The organism is Kaistia hirudinis (genome assembly GCF_014196455.1).
Lineage (GTDB): Bacteria > Pseudomonadota > Alphaproteobacteria > Rhizobiales > Kaistiaceae > Kaistia > Kaistia hirudinis.
Genome location: NZ_JACIDS010000002.1, coordinates 174,652 through 191,735, shown reverse-complemented (window position 1 = coordinate 191,735; position 17,084 = coordinate 174,652). Strand labels below are relative to the sequence as shown.

Below are 17,084 nucleotides of genomic sequence, written 5' to 3'. Positions count from 1 at the left end.
CAGGGCCCCCTGTCCCGGAGCGGAAGGTGATGGAACCGATCGAGCACGAGAGCGGCGCCGCCGCGCTGGAGCACACCGAGCACGACCACGAGCATTGCGCCGAGGGCGCGATGGCGCGCGCCGAGGCGGTGTCGAGCGCGCAGGGCCTGCGCTTCACCGACCAGCGCCGCAAGGTGCTCGCCGCGCTCGCCGAAAGCCATGTTCCCGCCAGCGCCTATGACGTGATCGACCGCCTCGCCTTGACCGGGCCGCGGCCCGCGCCAATCAGCGTCTATCGCGCGCTCGATTTTCTCGTCGAGCACGGCTTCGCCCACCGCATCGAGAGCCGCAACGCCTATATCGCCTGCTCGCACAGCACGGCGGTGCATGGCCATCCCGGCGCCGTCACCGTCTTCCTGCTCTGCGACGCCTGCGGCGCGGCCGCCGAGGCCGCCTCGGCCGAGCTCGCCGGCGCGCTCGACGCGGTGACGCGCGCCGCCGCCTTCACGCCGCGCTCGCCCGTGATCGAGATCCGGGGCCTTTGCGCCCGCTGCCGGACGGCGTGACATGCGCCGGCCGAGCGAACCTATGCCCAAGAGCGCCCCTTGAACGAACCGAGCGCCCCATGAACGAGATGACCCTTCCGCTCGCCGCCGAATTCCCCGCCGGCCCCCTGCTCCGCCGTCCCGCCGTTGCCGTCCGCGTCGGCAAGGTCACGGTCGGCGGCGCGGCGCCGGTCGTCGTGCAGTCGATGACCAATACCGACACGGCCGATATCGACGCGACGGTCGCGCAGGTGGCCGCGCTCGCCCGCGCCGGCTCGGAGCTCGTGCGCATCACGGTCGACCGCGACGAGGCCGCCGCCGCCGTGCCGCATATCAAGGAGAAGCTGCTCGCGCGCCGCATCGACGTGCCACTGATCGGCGATTTCCACTATATCGGCCACAAGCTGCTCACCGAGCATCCGGCCTGCGCCGAGGCGCTCGACAAATACCGCATCAATCCCGGCAATGTCGGCTTCGGCGAGAAGCGCGACCGCCAGTTCGCGACGCTGATCGAGCTCGCGATCCGCTACGACAAGCCCGTGCGCATCGGCGTCAACTGGGGTTCGCTCGACCAGGACCTCCTGACCCGCCTGATGGACGCCAACGCCGCCAGCGCCAACCCGATCTCGGCCAATGCCGTGATGCGCGAGGCGATCTGCCAGTCGGCAATCCTCTCCGCCGCTCTCGCCGAGAAAATCGGCCTCGCCCGCGAGAAGATCATCCTCTCGGCCAAGGTTTCGGGCGTGCAGGACCTGATCGCCGTCTATCGCGACCTCTCGCGCCGGTCCAACCATGCGCTGCATCTTGGCCTCACCGAGGCGGGCATGGGCTCGAAGGGCATCGTCGCCTCCTCCGCCGCCATGGGCATCCTGCTGCAGGAGGGCATCGGCGACACGATCCGCGTCTCGCTGACGCCCGAGCCGAATGGCGACCGCACGCGCGAGGTGCAGGTGGCGCAGGAACTGCTGCAGACCATGGGCTTCCGCGCCTTCCTGCCGATCGTCGCCGCCTGCCCCGGCTGCGGGCGCACCACCTCGACCGTCTTCCAGGAACTCGCCTCCAAGATCCAGGAGGACATCCGCAAGGCCATGCCGCAATGGCGCGAGCGCTATCCCGGCGTCGAGGCGCTGAAGGTCGCGGTCATGGGCTGCATCGTCAACGGCCCCGGCGAATCCAAGCACGCCGACATCGGGATCTCATTGCCGGGCACAGGCGAAACGCCCTCCGCGCCGGTCTTCATCGACGGCAAGAAGGCCGTGACGCTGAAGGGACCGGGGATCGCCGAGGAGTTTCAGCGGCTGGTTGGGGAGTATGTGGAGAAGCGGTGGGGGTGAGACGACCGCCGCGCTAAGGTCGATCGCGAGCCGAGCCATCTGGCACGCCGCGCTCACGCGGGACAGCGGGAACCGGACCATAGCGCAACTGTCCAATGCCGGCGACAAATATTCGGGGAGACGACTTGAGGAAATTCGACTCTTCAGTTCTTGAGTACCTGGATAAGCTTTGTAATGGCGATCCCATCGAGTCGATTGGCCTCGGAATTTACAACTTCTCCATATCGTTTGGCCGCATCCGATCCATCAATGCCATGCTAAAGGTCGCCTTCTTCCTAGAAGGTCGTACATATGAGTGGGAAGAAGGCCCGACCGCGATCCCGGTATGGATGATCATCGGACAAGTACCGGAGCGATTCGAGCTGCCTACCCCGTTCGTGCTCAGGATGTGGCTGGCGTCTGGGGACTATGTCGACTTTTACACCGACGAGAACCCTTACGAGGCAACCACCATCGAGATCATAGGCGACGGTGTGACTATGCTGGACGTATTTTGATGGAACGAGAGGCCAATCCCGCCGACCGAGTTCGGTCTGGCGCGAGCGCCATCCCGGCGCCGAGGCGCTGAAGGTCGCGGTCATGGGCTGCATCGTCAACGGCCCCGGCGAATCCAAGCACGCCGACATCGGGATCTCATTGCCGGGAACAGGCGAAACGCCCTCCGCGCCGGTCTTCATCGACGGCAAGAAGGCCGTGACGCTGAAGGGCCCGGCGATCGAGGAGGAGTTTCAGCGGTTGGTTGGGGAGTACCTGGAGAGGCGGTGGGGGAGAGGCAAGGATGCGAGCAGCTTAGGTTTCGTTTTGCTTTTGGACATTAGGAGGTTGCCCGCGCTTTTACCGCGCCAATTACCTCCTTTCTCAGCTTATCTCGAAGATCCGGGGAGTCATTTGCATCCGGTAAATAGTATATTCGTACCCCTGTATAACGTTTATCTGATAAATGATAGAGCAACGATTCTCTATGAGAGACTAGTAATTCAGCTCGATTAGTCAATGAATTCTTTATAAAGATCGCTTCAACTAGTTGCCCATCGTCGAGATCCTCCAACTTGTCGCCAGATGTCACAGAAGATATTCTCTTCGTGTTCCGCCATACTCGGAACCGTCTCGAGTCGAGGCCGAATTTGGTCGCTGCGTCTTTGGTAGCACGTTCAGCTGCATCGATCGTTAGTGTGTAGGCATCATCATTCAGCAAGGGAGCAAAATCCTCCCAAGCCGCCAAAAGTTTTGCTGCCTTCCGGTTTAGCACTGCTTCCAAATGAGCACTAAGAATTGGATCGCTGGAACCTAGACTTATCGCCAGCTCTTTAAATCGCTCTATTATACTGAAGTCATCGAACGTCCTCCATATTCCGTTAGCGATTGAAGCCCTTATTGCTCTCGACGAAAAATCTACAATGCCCCGGTCCATCAGAGCTGTGATAGACTCCGTCAGACTCCATTCTAATGCAGCAACAGTTTTGTGAAACGGAACCTGCAAATGATCGTAATATCGCGAGACCAAAAGATGATCAGCTGCCCGAACCGCCTTATTCTCAAAACAAAACTTTCCCTCACAGTCAATCGTTGATTGATCTACAAGAAATCTAATATCAACAGATCCGTATGGTGTACCACTAAAGTGGGCTGTTCTGTTGAGATAATCCAATCTATCGCAATCAAGATCGGAGCTTATTATTGGAAGAAGCGGCTCCGGCATCGCTTTACCTAATAGCTCGGATACCAAAGCGGCATCTAAGCCATGACGCAAGAAAATTTCTGCCAATTCCGAATCGCTTGAAACAATCAGCCGGCCGACATCCTCATGACCAAACGCAGGAGGGTCACTTACCCCCAGGGGGGTGAGATCGCCAATGGGGGATGGCAAATCCCCGGCGCCGCGCTCAACAAACGCTTCAGCCGGGCGCACCTGTAAAAGAAGATCTTTTCGTTTATAGTAATCAACAACCAAATGCTCTGTAGCATGTGAAAATGGATAATGCCCGATATCATGGACTAGCGCAGCCAATCTCAGCGCAATTATCCTGCTTTTTTCTATCTGGATATCACTATTTCTTTGCAACGACTCCAAAATACTGGATGCATTATAACATGCTCCGACCGAATGAGCAAATCGAGAATAGGCCGCCCCCGGAAACACAAGATGCGCCAGCCCAAGCTGACGAACATTATGCAGTCTCTGGAACGCACGAGAAGATACAATCTCTGACTCAAGGTCGCTTAGCCCGATATTCCCGTGTATGGGATCGGAAATTCTTCTACGAAAGAATTCGTCAAGCACGCCATACCTCGTCAACGATTAGCTAAGATACCCGCACTGCCGAAGCCTATTGTAGCCCACGTCGATAAAATCTCTCAGATGCGGCTTCTCTGCCGACAACAATTCTTTCATTTTGCCAAAGTCTAAACGACTATATGTCATTAGATAGTGAATAGACGCAAGTAATTCATACCAATTTGGCACACCTAAGCCAACGCCAGAAGGCTTATTCAAAATATCCTTTGCCTTCGCGAGTCCTGTATTTAGTCCTGGACTAAGATTGTACTGCTCCACTTCGGACGCAGAAGATCTCAGTTCATCACTCAATCGATAATAGTCTTTTGTGAGATTTGTTGAATACGGCCCTCGAACATACCAACTATAGGAATAGCCCAAATTCACACCAGAGGCCTGAATCAAGTATATCGCCTTTTGGAGGCGCAATCGATCCATCACCGTGCCAATCTCCGTCGGCTCGGCAACGGCGTCGAGCACGAGCTTGAGTGCGATAGTGTTGGCGTCCACGAATCCGCTCCTACAGATTGCATCTCGGTTCTATATATGTTCTATTTCTCTGTTTGGATCAAGGGCCCGAGCAGCACTTGGGACGCAAGCACCCAGCCCTTGGGCCTGGGTAGCTTCGGCGCCAGCCGAAGCGTGCTTGGCGTTGATGCAGCGCGACGGCCTGCCCTCTCCCCCCTTGTGGGGGAGAGCTGGAGAGGGGGGGTGCGGGGCTTGGCGTGAGGACGGATCGGAGAGGTCACGGCGGGGTACCCCCCCCTCCCCGGCCCTCCCCCACAAGGGGGGAGGGAGAAGAGGGTGACTCAGCCCCCTCCCCGAAAACGCCGAGGCGTTTTCGATTTGCCCTCCAGCGGCGGGTCGAGGGGAGCGGCCAGCCGGCGCCGTTCGGTCCCTCCTCGTCGAGGCCGTAAACCCTCACCCTGCCGCCCTAAGGCCTCTCGCTCGCTGCGCTCCCGGCGACGCCAAGGCCGTCAGGCCTCTCCCTCAGGGAGAGGGGAAAAGCGCCGGCGCCTCGCCCGCTCACTCCGGATAGCTCTCCGCGCCGTCCTGGGCGTCGCGGTGGAACAGGATGAAGGCCAGCGGGTTGCCGGGTTCGGCCATGGCGTCGCTGCGCTGGCCCGTCACCACGCCGGCGACGGCGGTTTCATATTCGGCGACGATCTCGCCGAAGCTGTTGCGCTGGATGGCGATCTTCTGTCCGGGCTGGACGCGGTCACCCAGCCGGACCAGCGGCTCGACCAGCCCGCCCTCCCTCGCCAGGATCGGAAAGGCGCTGTTGCCGGTGAAGACGTCGACGTCCTTGCCCGTGCGCCCCATCGGCCCGGCGACGATGCCGTAATGCTTGAGGACGTTCATCGTCCCCTCGACGAACAGCGCGGCCATGTCGAGATCGAGCACGCGCGCGGCGCCGATCTCCGGCGTGAAGGCGGGGATGCCGGCATCCATGAAGGCGTTGTGCAGCACGCCCGGATAGACGTGATTGTCGAAGATCTGGTCGACGGGATAGAGCTCGATCATCGCCTTCACCGCCGGCACATCCATGCCGCCGATGTTGAAGGCCGCGACCTCGAAACCCGTCGTGCCGGTGTGGAAGTCGATCGCCGCATCGGCGTTCGGCCGCAGCAGGCGGTTGAACAGGAGCCCGGCATGGCGGCTCGGCGCGGTGAGGCCGTTTTCGTCGCCCGGCCATTCGCGGTTCAAATCGATGAGATCGGCGCCGCGGCCCGCATTCGGCCATCGGCGCTGCATGCCCTCCATCGCCGGACGGGCGATATCGGTCACGGCCATCACCGTGCCCGACATGGCGGCCGGATCGAGCTGGTTCATCACGGAATGGACCGTATGCACCGAACTCATCTCGTCGCCATGCACGCCGCTCGTCAGCACGACGCGCTTGCCCGGTTTCGCGCCCTTCGCGACCACGACGGACACATACCAGTGCTGTCCGGTCGGCATCTCGACGCCCTGGAAATAGAGAAGGTGCTTCCGCCCGCCCTCCAGATCGCCGACATCGAGCGTGCTGACGACCTTCCGGCCCGCGATGATATCGCCCGTATAGACGGTCGCGCCGGCTGCGGCGGGCGCGGCAGCCGCGGCCTCGGCACGGGCGGAGCCCGCGGAGGCTGCGAGCCCGGCCGAGGCACCGAGCGTCGCCGCCGATGCGATCAGAAAGCCTCGCCGATCGAGGCGCTCATGAGGGTTGTTCGACATGCCGTGGCTCCCTTCGCGCAAAGACCCGTGCAGGGCGACCCTGCTTGCGGGCAAGAGCGGCGGCGCCGAGACCAGCGGCGAGCCGTCCTCAGGACGGCAGCATGATCACCTTCGTGCCGACCGCCGTCTTGTCATAGAGGTCGATCATGTCCTGGGTGAGGAGGCCCGTGCAGCCGCTCGTCACGCCCTTGCCGATCGAGTCCGGGTGGCTGGTCGCGTAGATGGTGTAGAGCGTGTAGACGCCGTCCTGGTAGAGATAGAGCGTGCGCGCGCCGAGCGGATTGTCGAGGCCGCCGGGCATGCCCTTGGCGTATTTCGCCGCCTCGGGCTGGCGCGCGATCATCTCCTTGGGCGGCGTCCAGGTTGCCCATTCGCCCTTGCGGCCGACATAGACATTGCCATCCCAGCGGAAGCCGTCGCGGCCGACATTGGCGCCGTAGCGCGTCGCCTTGTTGTTGCCCTCGATCCGGTAGACGTAATAGTTCTTCGGATCGATGATGATCGTGCCGACCGCTTCCTTCGACGGATAGTCGACCGTGCGGCGGTAATATTTCGGGTTGAGCTTGTCGAGATTGACCGCGGGGATATTGAACTTCGGATCCGCGACCGGGCCATAGACCTTGCGCGCCTCGGTGAGGCTCATGCCGCCCATGCAGCCCGCGAGGCTGAGCGCGCCGAGGCTGGCGCCCGCGCCGATGAAGAACGCGCGGCGGCTGAGGCCGCCGGTCCCGCGCGCCATCGGGTCCATCGTGCCGGCATCGGCGTTCCGACCGTTCATGATCATGTTCATGGGCATCCCTTGAGGCAGCCGGCCGACGACGACATGCTCCGAGCTCCGGCGCCGAGCACATTTCCCCCGCAGATAGCCTCGGGACGCCCCCGCTGGCAAGCGCATGCTTCGTCGCGGGGGCCGGGTCGACGGCGGAACGGCGCGCGGCGTGGTGCCTATCGGTCTCGCCGCGAGCGCCGGAGGTCGGCGCAATTGACACAGAGGCGCGCGCTCTTGGGCCCACCCGGCCATGGCCCGTTGTGCGGCGGCGGGGCGCGTTCATAGTCGGCGAAGCGAGGACGGGCGCGGCGATTCGATCGCGCCGGGTGGAGACACAGGCGATGTGCCGTCGCCGGGAATGGGAGGCTCCATGATGAAGCGGATATTCGCCCCGACGCTGGCCGGAACCGTGGCCGCCTGCCTCCTCGCCGGCGCCGATGCGCGCGCGGCGGATCTTTCGGCGGTTATCGCCCCCACCGGCCCGATCGCGGCGCCGGCATCGCTGATGCCCGATCACGCCTTCTTCGGCGGCGTCGGCCTCGGCGTCGGTTATTCCGATTTCACCGACCAATATCTCTATGCGAAGGGCGTCTCGCTCATCTCGCAGGGCGGCGTGCCCTATGCCTATGGCTCGGCCGGCGGCTCGACCACGCCGAACGCTGGCTCGGACTGGACGCTGACGCCGACGGCGCAGTTCGGCTACTTCCAGGAGCTTCCCGGCACGGGCTGGGTGGTCGGCGGCAAGCTCGCCTACAGCTATCTCGGCGCCTCGTCCACGACCGATCACGTCGCCGTGCCGCAGGCGGGCTCCTTCACCGGCCCGAGCCCGGCCTCGTTCACCGGCAATGTGCTGGTGCGATCCTTCGAGACCAAGATCAACCAGCAGATCGCGCTGACGCCCTTCGTCGGCCGCGCCTATAGCCGCGGCTTCGTCTATTTCGGCGCCGGCCCCTCGATCGCGCAGACCGAGACCAATCTGAACGACGTCTATGGCTTCGCCGACATCAACGGCACGCATTACGACATCACCGGCCAGGCGGCGAATTATTCGAGCTCGAGCTGGAACTGGGGCGGGACGCTCACGGCCGGCGGGACCTATTTCATCACCAAGGACTGGTTCCTCGACACCAGCTACGCCGTCAACTTCACGCAGAAGAGCCATGGCGAATTCGCGAGCCCGTTCTCGACCTCGGCAGCCGGCTTCGACGACAAGGGCATCCTCAGCGGCAATTTCTCCGGCGGCGTGACGACGCAGACGGTGACGATCTCGATCAACCGCGCCCTCTGAGCGGTTTCGCGTCCTCGCGCCGGGTTGGGCTCTCCTTAACCCCGCCCGGCGAGGCTCTTGCGTCCGCGCCGGCAAGACCGTAACTCGGTCGGCGGGGCAAGGAGTTCGTCATGGCGTCCCGGCGCGATCCCCTCGACAATCCGACCACCACCGACCGGCTCGCGAGCCTCGTGCGCGATGCCTGGAACGCCGTCACGCTCGGGCGCGGGACGCTGGAGCCGCGCGATCCGATCGTGCTGGTCCTCGTCTATCTCCTCGCCGTCTCGCTCCTCTTCGTCGCCGTCCCGTCGCTCGACCTCGCGCTGTCGCGCCCGTTTTTCGCCAATGGCGGCTTCCGGGCGGCGCATGTCGAGAGCCTCATTCGCCTCAGGATGCTCGGCGACCAGCTCATCATCCTGGTCCTGGTCGTGATCATCGCGGCCGTGCTCGGCAAGATCGTCTGGCCGAGCCGCCCGATCGGAATCCGCCCGCGCTCGGGCCTCTTCATGATCGCGAGCCTGGCGTTCGGGCCCGGCCTCGTCGTCAACGGCCTGTTCAAGAGCTTCTCCGGCCGGCCGCGTCCCGTCGCGGTGGATGTGTTCGGCGGCCCCTCCCCCTTCGTGCCGGCCTGGCGCTTCTCGGACTATTGCACGTCCAACTGCTCGTTCATCTCCGGAGAGGCGTCGAGCGCCATGTGGCTGATGGGACTGGTGTTTCTCGCGCCTAAGCCCCTGCGGCCGATCCTCGCCGTGCCGATCGGCGCGCTGGTCGCCGCGCTGTCGCTGAACCGCATCGCCTTTGGCGGCCACTTCGCTTCGGATGTGCTGATTGCGTTCGGCTTCACGCTGCTGGTGATGATCGTGCTCTACCGGCTGATCGTCACGAGCCCGTTCGGCGCCCGCTTCGACGCCGCGGTCGAGGCGAGCCTCGCACGCACCGGCCGGCGGCTTCGCGCGCGCTTTCGCTGAGTTGCCGCGCGGTTGGCGGCATATTATAAGCCGGCCACCGTTCCATTCGCGAAAAGAAGCCGAAATGTCCGACGTCAAGAAGGTCGTCCTTGCCTATTCCGGCGGGCTCGATACCTCCATCATCCTGAAATGGCTGCAGCTTCAGTATCAGGCGGAGGTGGTTACCTTCACCGCGGATCTCGGCCAGGGCGAGGAGCTCGAGCCGGCCCGCAAGAAGGCCGAGATGCTCGGCGTCAAGCAGATCTATATCGAGGATGTGCGCGAGGAATTCGTGCGCGACTTCGTCTTCCCGATGTTCCGCGCCAATGCGCTTTACGAGGGGCTCTATCTGCTCGGCACCTCGATCGCGCGGCCGCTGATCGCCAAGCGTCTGGTCGAGATCGCGCATGAAACCGGCGCCGACGCCATTGCCCATGGCGCCACCGGCAAAGGCAACGACCAGGTCCGCTTCGAGCTTTCCGCCTATGCGCTCGATCCCAACATCAAGGTGATCGCGCCCTGGCGCGAATGGGACTTCAAGTCGCGCACTGATCTGATCGAGTTCGCCGAGAAGAACCAGATCCCGGTGGCCAAGGACAAGCGCGGCGAGGCGCCGTTCTCGGTCGACGCCAACCTGCTGCACTCCTCCTCCGAGGGCAAGGTGCTGGAGGATCCCTCGCAGGAGCCGCCGCCCTACGTCTTCATGCGCACCGTGTCGCCGGAAGAGGCGCCGGATGTCGCGACCTATGTCGAGATCGGCTTCGAAAAGGGTGACGCCGTCTCGATCAACGGCGTCCACCTGTCGCCCGCGACGATCCTGACCAAGCTGAACGATCTCGGCCGCGACAATGGCATCGGCCGCCTCGACCTGGTCGAGAACCGCTTCGTCGGCATGAAGTCGCGCGGCGTCTATGAGACGCCCGGCGGCACGATCCTGCTGGCGGCGCACCGCGCCATCGAGAGCCTGACGCTCGACCGCGAGGCGGCGCATCTCAAGGATTCGATCATGCCCCGCTATGCGGAGCTGATCTATTACGGCTTCTGGTTCGCGCCGGAGCGCGAGATGCTGCAGGCGCTGATCGACAAGAGCCAGGAGCATGTCGAAGGCACGGTCCGGCTGAAGCTCTACAAGGGCAATGTCATCGTCGTCGGTCGTTCCTCGCCGAAGTCGCTCTATTCCGACGCGCTCGTCACCTTCGAGGACGATCGCGGCGCCTATGACCAGAAAGACGCGGCCGGCTTCATCCGCCTGAACGCGCTCCGCTTGCGGACGCTCGCGGCCCGCAAGAAGCTCGGCGACTGAGCGCCTTTCACGCAAGTGTCACGCGCCCGGCAAGGGCGCGTCATGGGCCGTGGATAGATTGGATCCATTCCTAACTGAAGGGATGGCTCCCCCATGGCTTTTCGTCTTACCGAAAATCGACTTTCCCGCCGCGCTTTCCTGCGCTCCACCGCCGCGACCGGCCTTCTCGCCGCCACCGGCTCGCTGGCGCTGCCCGGCATCAGCCGCGCTGCCGACCGTCCGGTCGCGACGCATGGCGTCCAGTCCGGCGACGTCGCCGCGGATCGCGCCGTGCTGTGGTCGCGTACCGACCGCCCGGCCCGCGCCGTGTTCGAGTGGTCGACGACGGAGAGCTTCGCCAATCCGACGCGGCTGCCGGCGCTGACGGCGCTGCCCGAGAACGACTATGCCGTGAAGATCCTGGCCGAGGGCCTGCCCTCCGATCAGGAGATCTTCTACCGCGTGCTGTTCAGCGATCTCGCCGATCCGAACGTCGTGGCCGAACCGGTCACCGGACATCTGCGCACCGCGCCGACGGGCCTGCGCGACGTCTCCTTCGTGTGGTCGGGCGACACGGTCGGCCAGGGCTGGGGCATCAATCCCGATGCCGGCGGCATGAAGGGCTACGCGACCATGCTGAAGCATGATCCGGACTTCTTTATCCACTCCGGCGACAACGTCTATGCCGACGGCGTCATCAAGGCCGAAGTCGACCTGCCCGACGGCACGAAGTGGAAGAACATCACCACGCCGGAGAAGTCGAAGGTCGCCGAGACGCTCGACGAGTTCCGCGGCCAGTACAAGTACAACTTCATGGACGAGAATGTCCGCGCCATGTATGCGGCCGTTCCGGTCCTCACCCAGTGGGACGACCACGAGGTCACCAATAACTGGTCGGATTCGAAGGTCCTCGGCGACGCCTATACCGAGAAGAACATCCACGTCCTGACGGCGCGGGCGGCCAAGGCCTTCCACGAATGGATGCCGATCGCCACGACGCTCGTCGAGCCGCAGCGCGTCTATCGCAAGATCGCCTATGGCCCGCATCTCGACGTGTTCATGATCGACATGCGCACCTATCGCGGACCGAACGGCGACAATCTGGAGCCGGTCGAAGGCGGCACGGCGGCCTTCCTCGGCGCCGAGCAGCTCGCCTGGCTGAAGCGCTCGCTGCTCGATTCCAAGGCGACGTGGAAGGTGATCGCGGCCGACATGCCGCTGTCGCTCGTCGTCTGGGACAACGGCAAGGACAAGAAGGGCTTCGAGGCCGTCTCGAACAATGAGGGCGGCAAGCCGCTCGGCCGCGAGCTCGAATTCGCCGAACTGCTGCGCTTCATCAAGGCGGCCGGCGTCAAGAACACGGTCTGGCTGACCGCGGACGTGCACTACACGGCCGCGCATTACTACAGCCCCGACAAGGCCGCGTTCCAGGATTTCGAGCCCTTCTGGGAGTTCGTCTCCGGCCCGATCCATGCCGGCACCTTCGGCCCGAACGATCTCGACATGACCTTCGGACCGGAAGTGAAGTTCGTGAAGGCGCCGGAGGCCGGCCAGGTCAACCTGCCGCCGTCGGCCGGGCTGCAGTTCTTCGGCCATGTCGCGATCGCCGCCGATACCGGCGTCATGACCGTGACGCTGATGGACACGACCGACACCGCGCTCTGGTCTGTCGACCTCGAGCCGAAGCGCGCCTGATCGCCGCATCCAACACCGGGCCGCCGGATTCGTCCGGCGGCCCGAGCCCTCGTCGCATCGCTTGTTGCTAAACCTTCGCAAGAAAGTTAAGTTACCGGGACAGGTCGCGTTCCGGGACGACGGACCGCGACTGTTGCAACTTGCATATACAACGACGGGCGGCTTTCGCATGCGGATGGATCTGGTCAGGAAGGCAAATCGCGCCGACAAGCGGCCGTCGGAAGTGAAGACGATGCTGCGCGGCGCCGGCTTGCGTCCCACCCGCCAGCGCCTGGCGCTCGCCGAAATTCTCTTTGCCCAGGGCAACCGCCACATCTCGGCCGAAGAGCTGCATGACGAGGCGATGGATCATCGCGTCCCCGTCTCCCTCGCGACCGTCTACAACACGCTGCACCAGTTCACGGAAGCCGGGCTGCTGCGCGAGGTCGCGGTCGACGGGTCGAAGACCTATTTCGACACCAACGTCGACGACCACCACCACTTCTTCGTCGAAGGCGAGAACCGGATCGTCGATATCCCGGTTTCGGGCCTGCGAGTCCATGAACTGCCCGAGCCCATGCCCGGCATGGAGATCGCACGCGTCGACATCATCGTGCGCCTGCGCCGCATCGGCAGCTGACCGCGGCCGACGGGCCGTTTCGATTTCGTCCTTGTGAAGATTGCGCCAGCGGATCCTTGCCGCTGGCGTTGCTGTTTGTGCGGGGCCTTCAAACGCTGGGTTCCGCCCGGTGCGCCATAACGCTTCGCCACCGGACGCCGCGCGAGCGGACAAGACTCAATCGATCGTTTCGTCCGGATAGACGCCCCAGAGGCGATCCTGCTGGATCCAGCCCTTGAAACGCGGATCGGTGAGCCGGCACCAGCCCTTCTCGCAGGTGGTGACATTGGCGACCACCTTGGGCTGGAGATAGGCGGTGATCGCCGCGGTATCGGCAGGCTCGGAATGGATCGCCAAGGGCGCGCCCGTTTCCCAGGGCGCCACGACGGCGGTGCGCTTGCCGATCAGCAGGCTGTGGAAGACCCAACCCTCGGTGCCGTCTGAATCACGAATGCGCCGCCAATTATCGAATTCCTGCACGATCTCGACCGGCAGGCCGGATCGCGTGAACACCCAGGAGACGCGGTAATCCTGTCCCGGCCCCACGCGCACATTGACGCGGCCGGCCTTCAGCGAGACGAAGCGCGGCAGCGGCAGGCCGCTCGGTCCGAGCTTCGGCGCCGCGCCGGCAGCACCCTGAGCCGAGACCATCGGCGCGGGGAGCAGGACCAGAAGCAACGCGGCAGCCGCCGCGAGAATCGTCGCCTGCCGGCCCATCCGCCGACCGCGGGCCTGCGAACGTCCGAAGTCCTTTCCTGCCACCCTCATCGTATCCGGTACCCCTGCGGAACGCGCCGAATGCGGCCACCATCTTCCCGATCAGGCGCCGCACCGGTAATCTCGCCCCGACATGGTCGCGGCAGCCTCGCTCGGCGAGGCTGATCTGGCGGGATAGGCGCTGCACCTCGGCGTCCAATCTGACGGCCCGTGGTTAACGTGGCCTCAACGGAGAGATTGAGCACGATGAAGAAGCGTCCGCGTGTGATCGTGACCCGGCGGCTCCCGGACGCAATCGAAACCCGCATGCGCGAGCTGTTCGAGACGGATCTCAACATCGACGATCATCCGATGAGCAGCGCCGAACTGGTCGACGCGGTCGGCAAGGCGGATGTGCTCGTCCCGACCGTCACAGACCGGATCGACGCCAGCCTGATCGCCGCCGCCGGTCCACAGCTGAAGCTGATCGCGAGCTTTTCCAACGGATTCGATCATATCGACGTCGAGAGCGCGAGCGCGCGCGGCATCGCCGTCACCAATACCCCTGGCGTGCTGACACAGGACACCGCCGACATGACGATGGCGCTGATCCTCGCCGTCCCGCGCCGCCTCGTCGAGGGCGCGCGCGTTCTGTCGCGCGATGCGGACTGGGCCGGCTGGACGCCGACCTGGATGCTGGGACGGCGGCTCGGTGGCAAGCGGCTCGGCATCGTCGGCATGGGCCGCATCGGACAGGCCGTCGCCCGGCGGGCCAAGGCGTTCGGCCTTTCGATCCACTATCACAACCGCCATCGCGTGAGCGCGGCGATCGAAAACGAGCTCGAGGCGACCTATTGGGACAGCCTCGACCAGATGCTGGCGCGCATGGACATCATCTCGGTCAATTGCCCGCGCACGCCCGGCACCTATCATCTGCTCTCCGAACGCCGCCTCAAGCTGATGCGTCCCGAGGCCTATCTCGTGAACACCTCGCGCGGCGAAGTGATCGACGAGAGCGCGCTGATCCGCCTACTCGATTCCGGCGCCATCGCCGGGGCCGGGCTGGACGTGTTCGAGCACGAGCCGATGATCAGCCCCAAGCTGCTGCGCCTCGCCGAAAACGGACGCGTCGTGCTGCTGCCGCATATGGGCTCGGCGACCATCGAAGGGCGGCTCGAAATGGGCGAGAAGGTGCTGATCAATATCCGCGCCTTCTTCGACGGCCACCGGCCGCCGGATCGCGTCCTGCCATCCATGCTGTAAGGCCTCGGGTCAGAAGGCCCGGCGCGCCTGGCTCAGCCGCGCGGCGGTGCGGTCGAGCCGCGGATGACGAGTTCGGTATCGAGCATGACCTGCCGCGGCGCATCGTCATGCTCGAGAATCATGGCGACCGCCTCCCGGCCCATCCGCTCAATCGGCTGCGCGATTGTGGTGAGGGGCGGATCGGAGCGCTCGGCCTCCGGCACGCCGTCGAAGCCCACGACCGAGACATCCTCAGGGACCTTGAGGCCTTTCGCGCGCAGCCAATCGAGCGCGATGAGCGCGGCGCGGTCGGACATGGCGAGGATGGCGGTTGGCGGCTCGGACAGGGAAAAGACATGGTCCAGCGCTGCCGACACCGTCTCCGAATCGTTGCGCGTCTCGACGATGGGCACGGTGTGCGGGTCGACGCCGAACGACTCCATGCCGCGCAGATAGCCGAGAATGCGATCGCGGGTGCCCGAATAGACGGCCTTCTCGACATCGGCCAGTGCGACGGGCCCGACCTGTATCTCGGCAAGCTGCAGCGAGATGATCGCGACGCGGCGGTGACCGAGCGCGCCCAGATGCTCGGCAATGCGACGGGCCCCATCGAAATCATCGACACCGATGGCCGAGATCGACGGATCGCGATTTTCATACTGCAGCGCGACAAAGGGCAGCTTGCGCTCACGGGTGAGCTCGACGAGCCGAAACCCGTCTTCGATGCACAGCAGGATGAAGCCGTCGACGATCGCGCTCTGGATGTTCCAGGCGAGCTTCTCCTCATTCACCGCGGAGACGAGCGACAGGCCGGCCCCCTGCTCCGCACAGGCCGCAGCAATGCCGCTCATCAGGACGCGGGCATAGGGATCGTCGAAGAAATAGGTCAGCGGGTCGGAGGTGACGATGCCGATGGCGTTGACCTTGCCGGCGCGAAGCAGCCGTCCCTTGGGATCCGGCCCGGCATAGCCGAGGGCGCGCGCCGCGGCCTCGACCCGCTCGCGCACTTCCGGGCGAACGATCTGTGGCCGGTTGAAGACATTGGACGCCGTGCCCTGCGACACGCCGGCCGCTTTCGCGACGTCCGAGAGCTTGATGGGGCGGGTCAATACGGCCTCCTTTGGCATCGATCCTAGCCGATTGGTTGGATCGGTTCAAATACCGCTTGACAGCAACACGAACGGCGATATTTTGAACCGGTTCAAGACGCATGGCGCGCCTTCATTGAATCGATCCAATCCGATGGGATCGAGAGGAGGAAATCATGATCCCCGCAAGCTATCTGTTCCGCGATCTCTATCACCGCCGCTTCGAGCAGGACCCGGCCGAACTCCTCGCCGAGATGGAACGGCGCGGCGGCACGCCGATCCGCAACCCTTTCGACGGCATGATCACCGCCCTTGTCGGCGCCGCGCTCGGCTCGGCGAACTATGTGCTCGGCGCCGGCGCAGCCGAGCCCGACTGCGCGCCGCGCCGCCGGTAGCGGATCGTCTCGAAGCGCATCGAGAGGGCGTCGACGAGCAGCAATCGCCCGATCAGCGGCTCGCCGATGCCGAGAATGAGCTTCAGCACCTCATTCGCCTGCAGGCTGCCGACGATTCCCGTCAGGGCGCCGAGGATTCCCGCCTCGGCGCAGCCCGGCAGCAGCCAGTCCGGCGGTGGCGCGGGAAAAAGGTCGCGATAGGACGGGTTCGGCACGCCGTCTGTGTCCGCAAAGGGCATCAGCGTGGTGATGGAGCCGTCAAAACGGCCCACCGCCGCGGTGACGAGCGGCTTCCCCATCGCCGCGCAGCGATCGGCGACGCGATAGCGGGTCGCGAAATTGTCCGAGCCGTCCGCGACGATGTCGAAGCGGGCAAGAATGGCATCGGCGTTGTCCGCATCCAGCCGCACGGGGAAAAGCTCCGTCGCGACATGCGGATTGAGCCGCGTCACCGCGTCGGCGGCGCTCTCCGTCTTCAGCCGGCCAATGTCGCCCGTGTCGTGGATGACCTGGCGCTGCAGGTTCGACAGCGAGACTGCGTCATCGTCGACGATGCCGATGGTCCCGACGCCGGCCGCCGCCAGATACTGGATGACCGGCGCCCCGAGACCGCCGGCCCCGATGACCAGAATCCGCGCCGCCTTCAGCTTCTGCTGCCCCGGCCCGCCGACCTCGGCGAGCACGATGTGGCGCGCATAGCGCTCGATCTCGTCGGGGGAGAAGGTCACCGCGCCTCCTCCCGCGGACCGGCCATC

17 protein-coding genes and 1 pseudogene are annotated in these 17,084 nt (G+C 64.3%); 11 read left to right on the top strand and 7 right to left on the bottom strand.

Features of this window, described 5'->3' with window-relative positions:
• Positions 1-29: 29 nt before the first annotated feature.
• The 4 genes and pseudogenes from GGR25_RS06015 to ispG (GGR25_RS06000) all read left to right on the top strand — a co-directional run.
• Positions 30-545 (top strand): Fur family transcriptional regulator, encoded by a 516-nt coding sequence (locus GGR25_RS06015; RefSeq protein ID WP_183398602.1) that lies wholly within the window; start codon positions 30-32, stop codon positions 543-545.
• A 68-nt stretch (positions 546-613) separates the two neighbouring features.
• Positions 614-1,858, top strand: coding sequence for a flavodoxin-dependent (E)-4-hydroxy-3-methylbut-2-enyl-diphosphate synthase (ispG, locus tag GGR25_RS06010; RefSeq protein ID WP_183398601.1), 1,245 nt, complete (start codon positions 614-616; stop codon positions 1,856-1,858).
• 125 nt (positions 1,859-1,983) lie between these two features.
• Entirely contained in the window at positions 1,984-2,355 is a 372-nt protein-coding gene (locus GGR25_RS06005) for a hypothetical protein (protein ID WP_183397862.1), read from the top strand.
• 19 nt (positions 2,356-2,374) lie between these two features.
• Positions 2,375-2,644 (top strand): annotated as a pseudogene (gene ispG, locus GGR25_RS06000) (flavodoxin-dependent (E)-4-hydroxy-3-methylbut-2-enyl-diphosphate synthase); the annotation flags it as partial.
• A gap of 28 nt (positions 2,645-2,672) precedes the next feature.
• Here the strand turns inward: ispG (GGR25_RS06000) and GGR25_RS05995 are convergent.
• From GGR25_RS05995 to GGR25_RS05980, 4 genes are all read right to left on the bottom strand, one after another.
• Positions 2,673-4,139, bottom strand: a complete 1,467-nt coding sequence (locus GGR25_RS05995) for an HD domain-containing protein (RefSeq protein ID WP_183397861.1) — start codon at positions 4,137-4,139, stop codon at positions 2,673-2,675.
• Positions 4,140-4,157: 18 nt separating this feature from the next.
• On the bottom strand, positions 4,158-4,643 hold the full coding sequence (locus tag GGR25_RS05990) for a hypothetical protein (RefSeq protein ID WP_183397860.1): 486 nt from the start codon (positions 4,641-4,643) through the stop codon (positions 4,158-4,160).
• Positions 4,644-5,159: 516 nt separating this feature from the next.
• A complete protein-coding gene (locus GGR25_RS05985; protein ID WP_183397859.1) occupies positions 5,160-6,350 on the bottom strand; it encodes a M14 family metallopeptidase in 1,191 nt (396 codons plus the stop codon).
• Between the two features lie 88 nt (positions 6,351-6,438).
• Positions 6,439-7,134: a L,D-transpeptidase gene (locus GGR25_RS05980; protein WP_183398600.1), complete on the bottom strand. Its 696-nt coding sequence runs from the start codon at positions 7,132-7,134 to the stop codon at positions 6,439-6,441.
• A gap of 355 nt (positions 7,135-7,489) precedes the next feature.
• Between GGR25_RS05980 and GGR25_RS05975 the strand changes: the two genes are divergently transcribed.
• The 5 genes from GGR25_RS05975 (at position 7,490) to irrA (ending at position 12,929) form a co-directional block, all read left to right on the top strand.
• Complete coding sequence (locus tag GGR25_RS05975) at positions 7,490-8,407, top strand: hypothetical protein (RefSeq protein ID WP_183397858.1); 918 nt, start codon at positions 7,490-7,492, stop codon at positions 8,405-8,407.
• Positions 8,408-8,517: 110 nt separating this feature from the next.
• Entirely contained in the window at positions 8,518-9,354 is an 837-nt protein-coding gene (locus GGR25_RS05970) for a phosphatase PAP2 family protein (protein WP_183397857.1), read from the top strand.
• A gap of 64 nt (positions 9,355-9,418) precedes the next feature.
• Positions 9,419-10,636 (top strand): argininosuccinate synthase, encoded by a 1,218-nt coding sequence (locus tag GGR25_RS05965; protein ID WP_183397856.1) that lies wholly within the window; start codon positions 9,419-9,421, stop codon positions 10,634-10,636.
• A gap of 93 nt (positions 10,637-10,729) precedes the next feature.
• Entirely contained in the window at positions 10,730-12,310 is a 1,581-nt protein-coding gene (locus GGR25_RS05960; RefSeq protein WP_183397855.1) for an alkaline phosphatase D family protein, read from the top strand.
• A 175-nt stretch (positions 12,311-12,485) separates the two neighbouring features.
• Entirely contained in the window at positions 12,486-12,929 is a 444-nt protein-coding gene (gene irrA / locus GGR25_RS05955) for an iron response transcriptional regulator IrrA (protein WP_246409416.1), read from the top strand.
• A gap of 156 nt (positions 12,930-13,085) precedes the next feature.
• On the opposite strand, the gene GGR25_RS05950 is transcribed toward irrA, so the two are convergent.
• Positions 13,086-13,625 (bottom strand): SH3 domain-containing protein, encoded by a 540-nt coding sequence (locus GGR25_RS05950; RefSeq protein WP_183398599.1) that lies wholly within the window; start codon positions 13,623-13,625, stop codon positions 13,086-13,088.
• Between the two features lie 246 nt (positions 13,626-13,871).
• On the opposite strand from GGR25_RS05950, the gene GGR25_RS05945 reads away from it, so the two are divergent.
• Complete coding sequence (locus GGR25_RS05945) at positions 13,872-14,867, top strand: 2-hydroxyacid dehydrogenase (protein ID WP_183397853.1); 996 nt, start codon at positions 13,872-13,874, stop codon at positions 14,865-14,867.
• Between the two features lie 32 nt (positions 14,868-14,899).
• On the opposite strand, the gene GGR25_RS05940 is transcribed toward GGR25_RS05945, so the two are convergent.
• A complete protein-coding gene (locus GGR25_RS05940; protein WP_183397852.1) occupies positions 14,900-15,973 on the bottom strand; it encodes a LacI family DNA-binding transcriptional regulator in 1,074 nt (357 codons plus the stop codon).
• A 137-nt stretch (positions 15,974-16,110) separates the two neighbouring features.
• Here GGR25_RS05940 and GGR25_RS05935 point away from each other — a divergent pair, with 137 nt between their 5' ends.
• A complete protein-coding gene (locus tag GGR25_RS05935; protein ID WP_183397851.1) occupies positions 16,111-16,329 on the top strand; it encodes a hypothetical protein in 219 nt (72 codons plus the stop codon).
• Here GGR25_RS05935 and GGR25_RS05930 read toward each other — a convergent pair.
• Positions 16,275-17,057, bottom strand: a complete 783-nt coding sequence (locus tag GGR25_RS05930; RefSeq protein WP_183397850.1) for a molybdopterin-synthase adenylyltransferase MoeB — start codon at positions 17,055-17,057, stop codon at positions 16,275-16,277. The two genes, GGR25_RS05935 and GGR25_RS05930, sit on opposite strands and share 55 nt — an antisense overlap.
• Positions 17,058-17,084 lie beyond the last annotated feature (27 nt).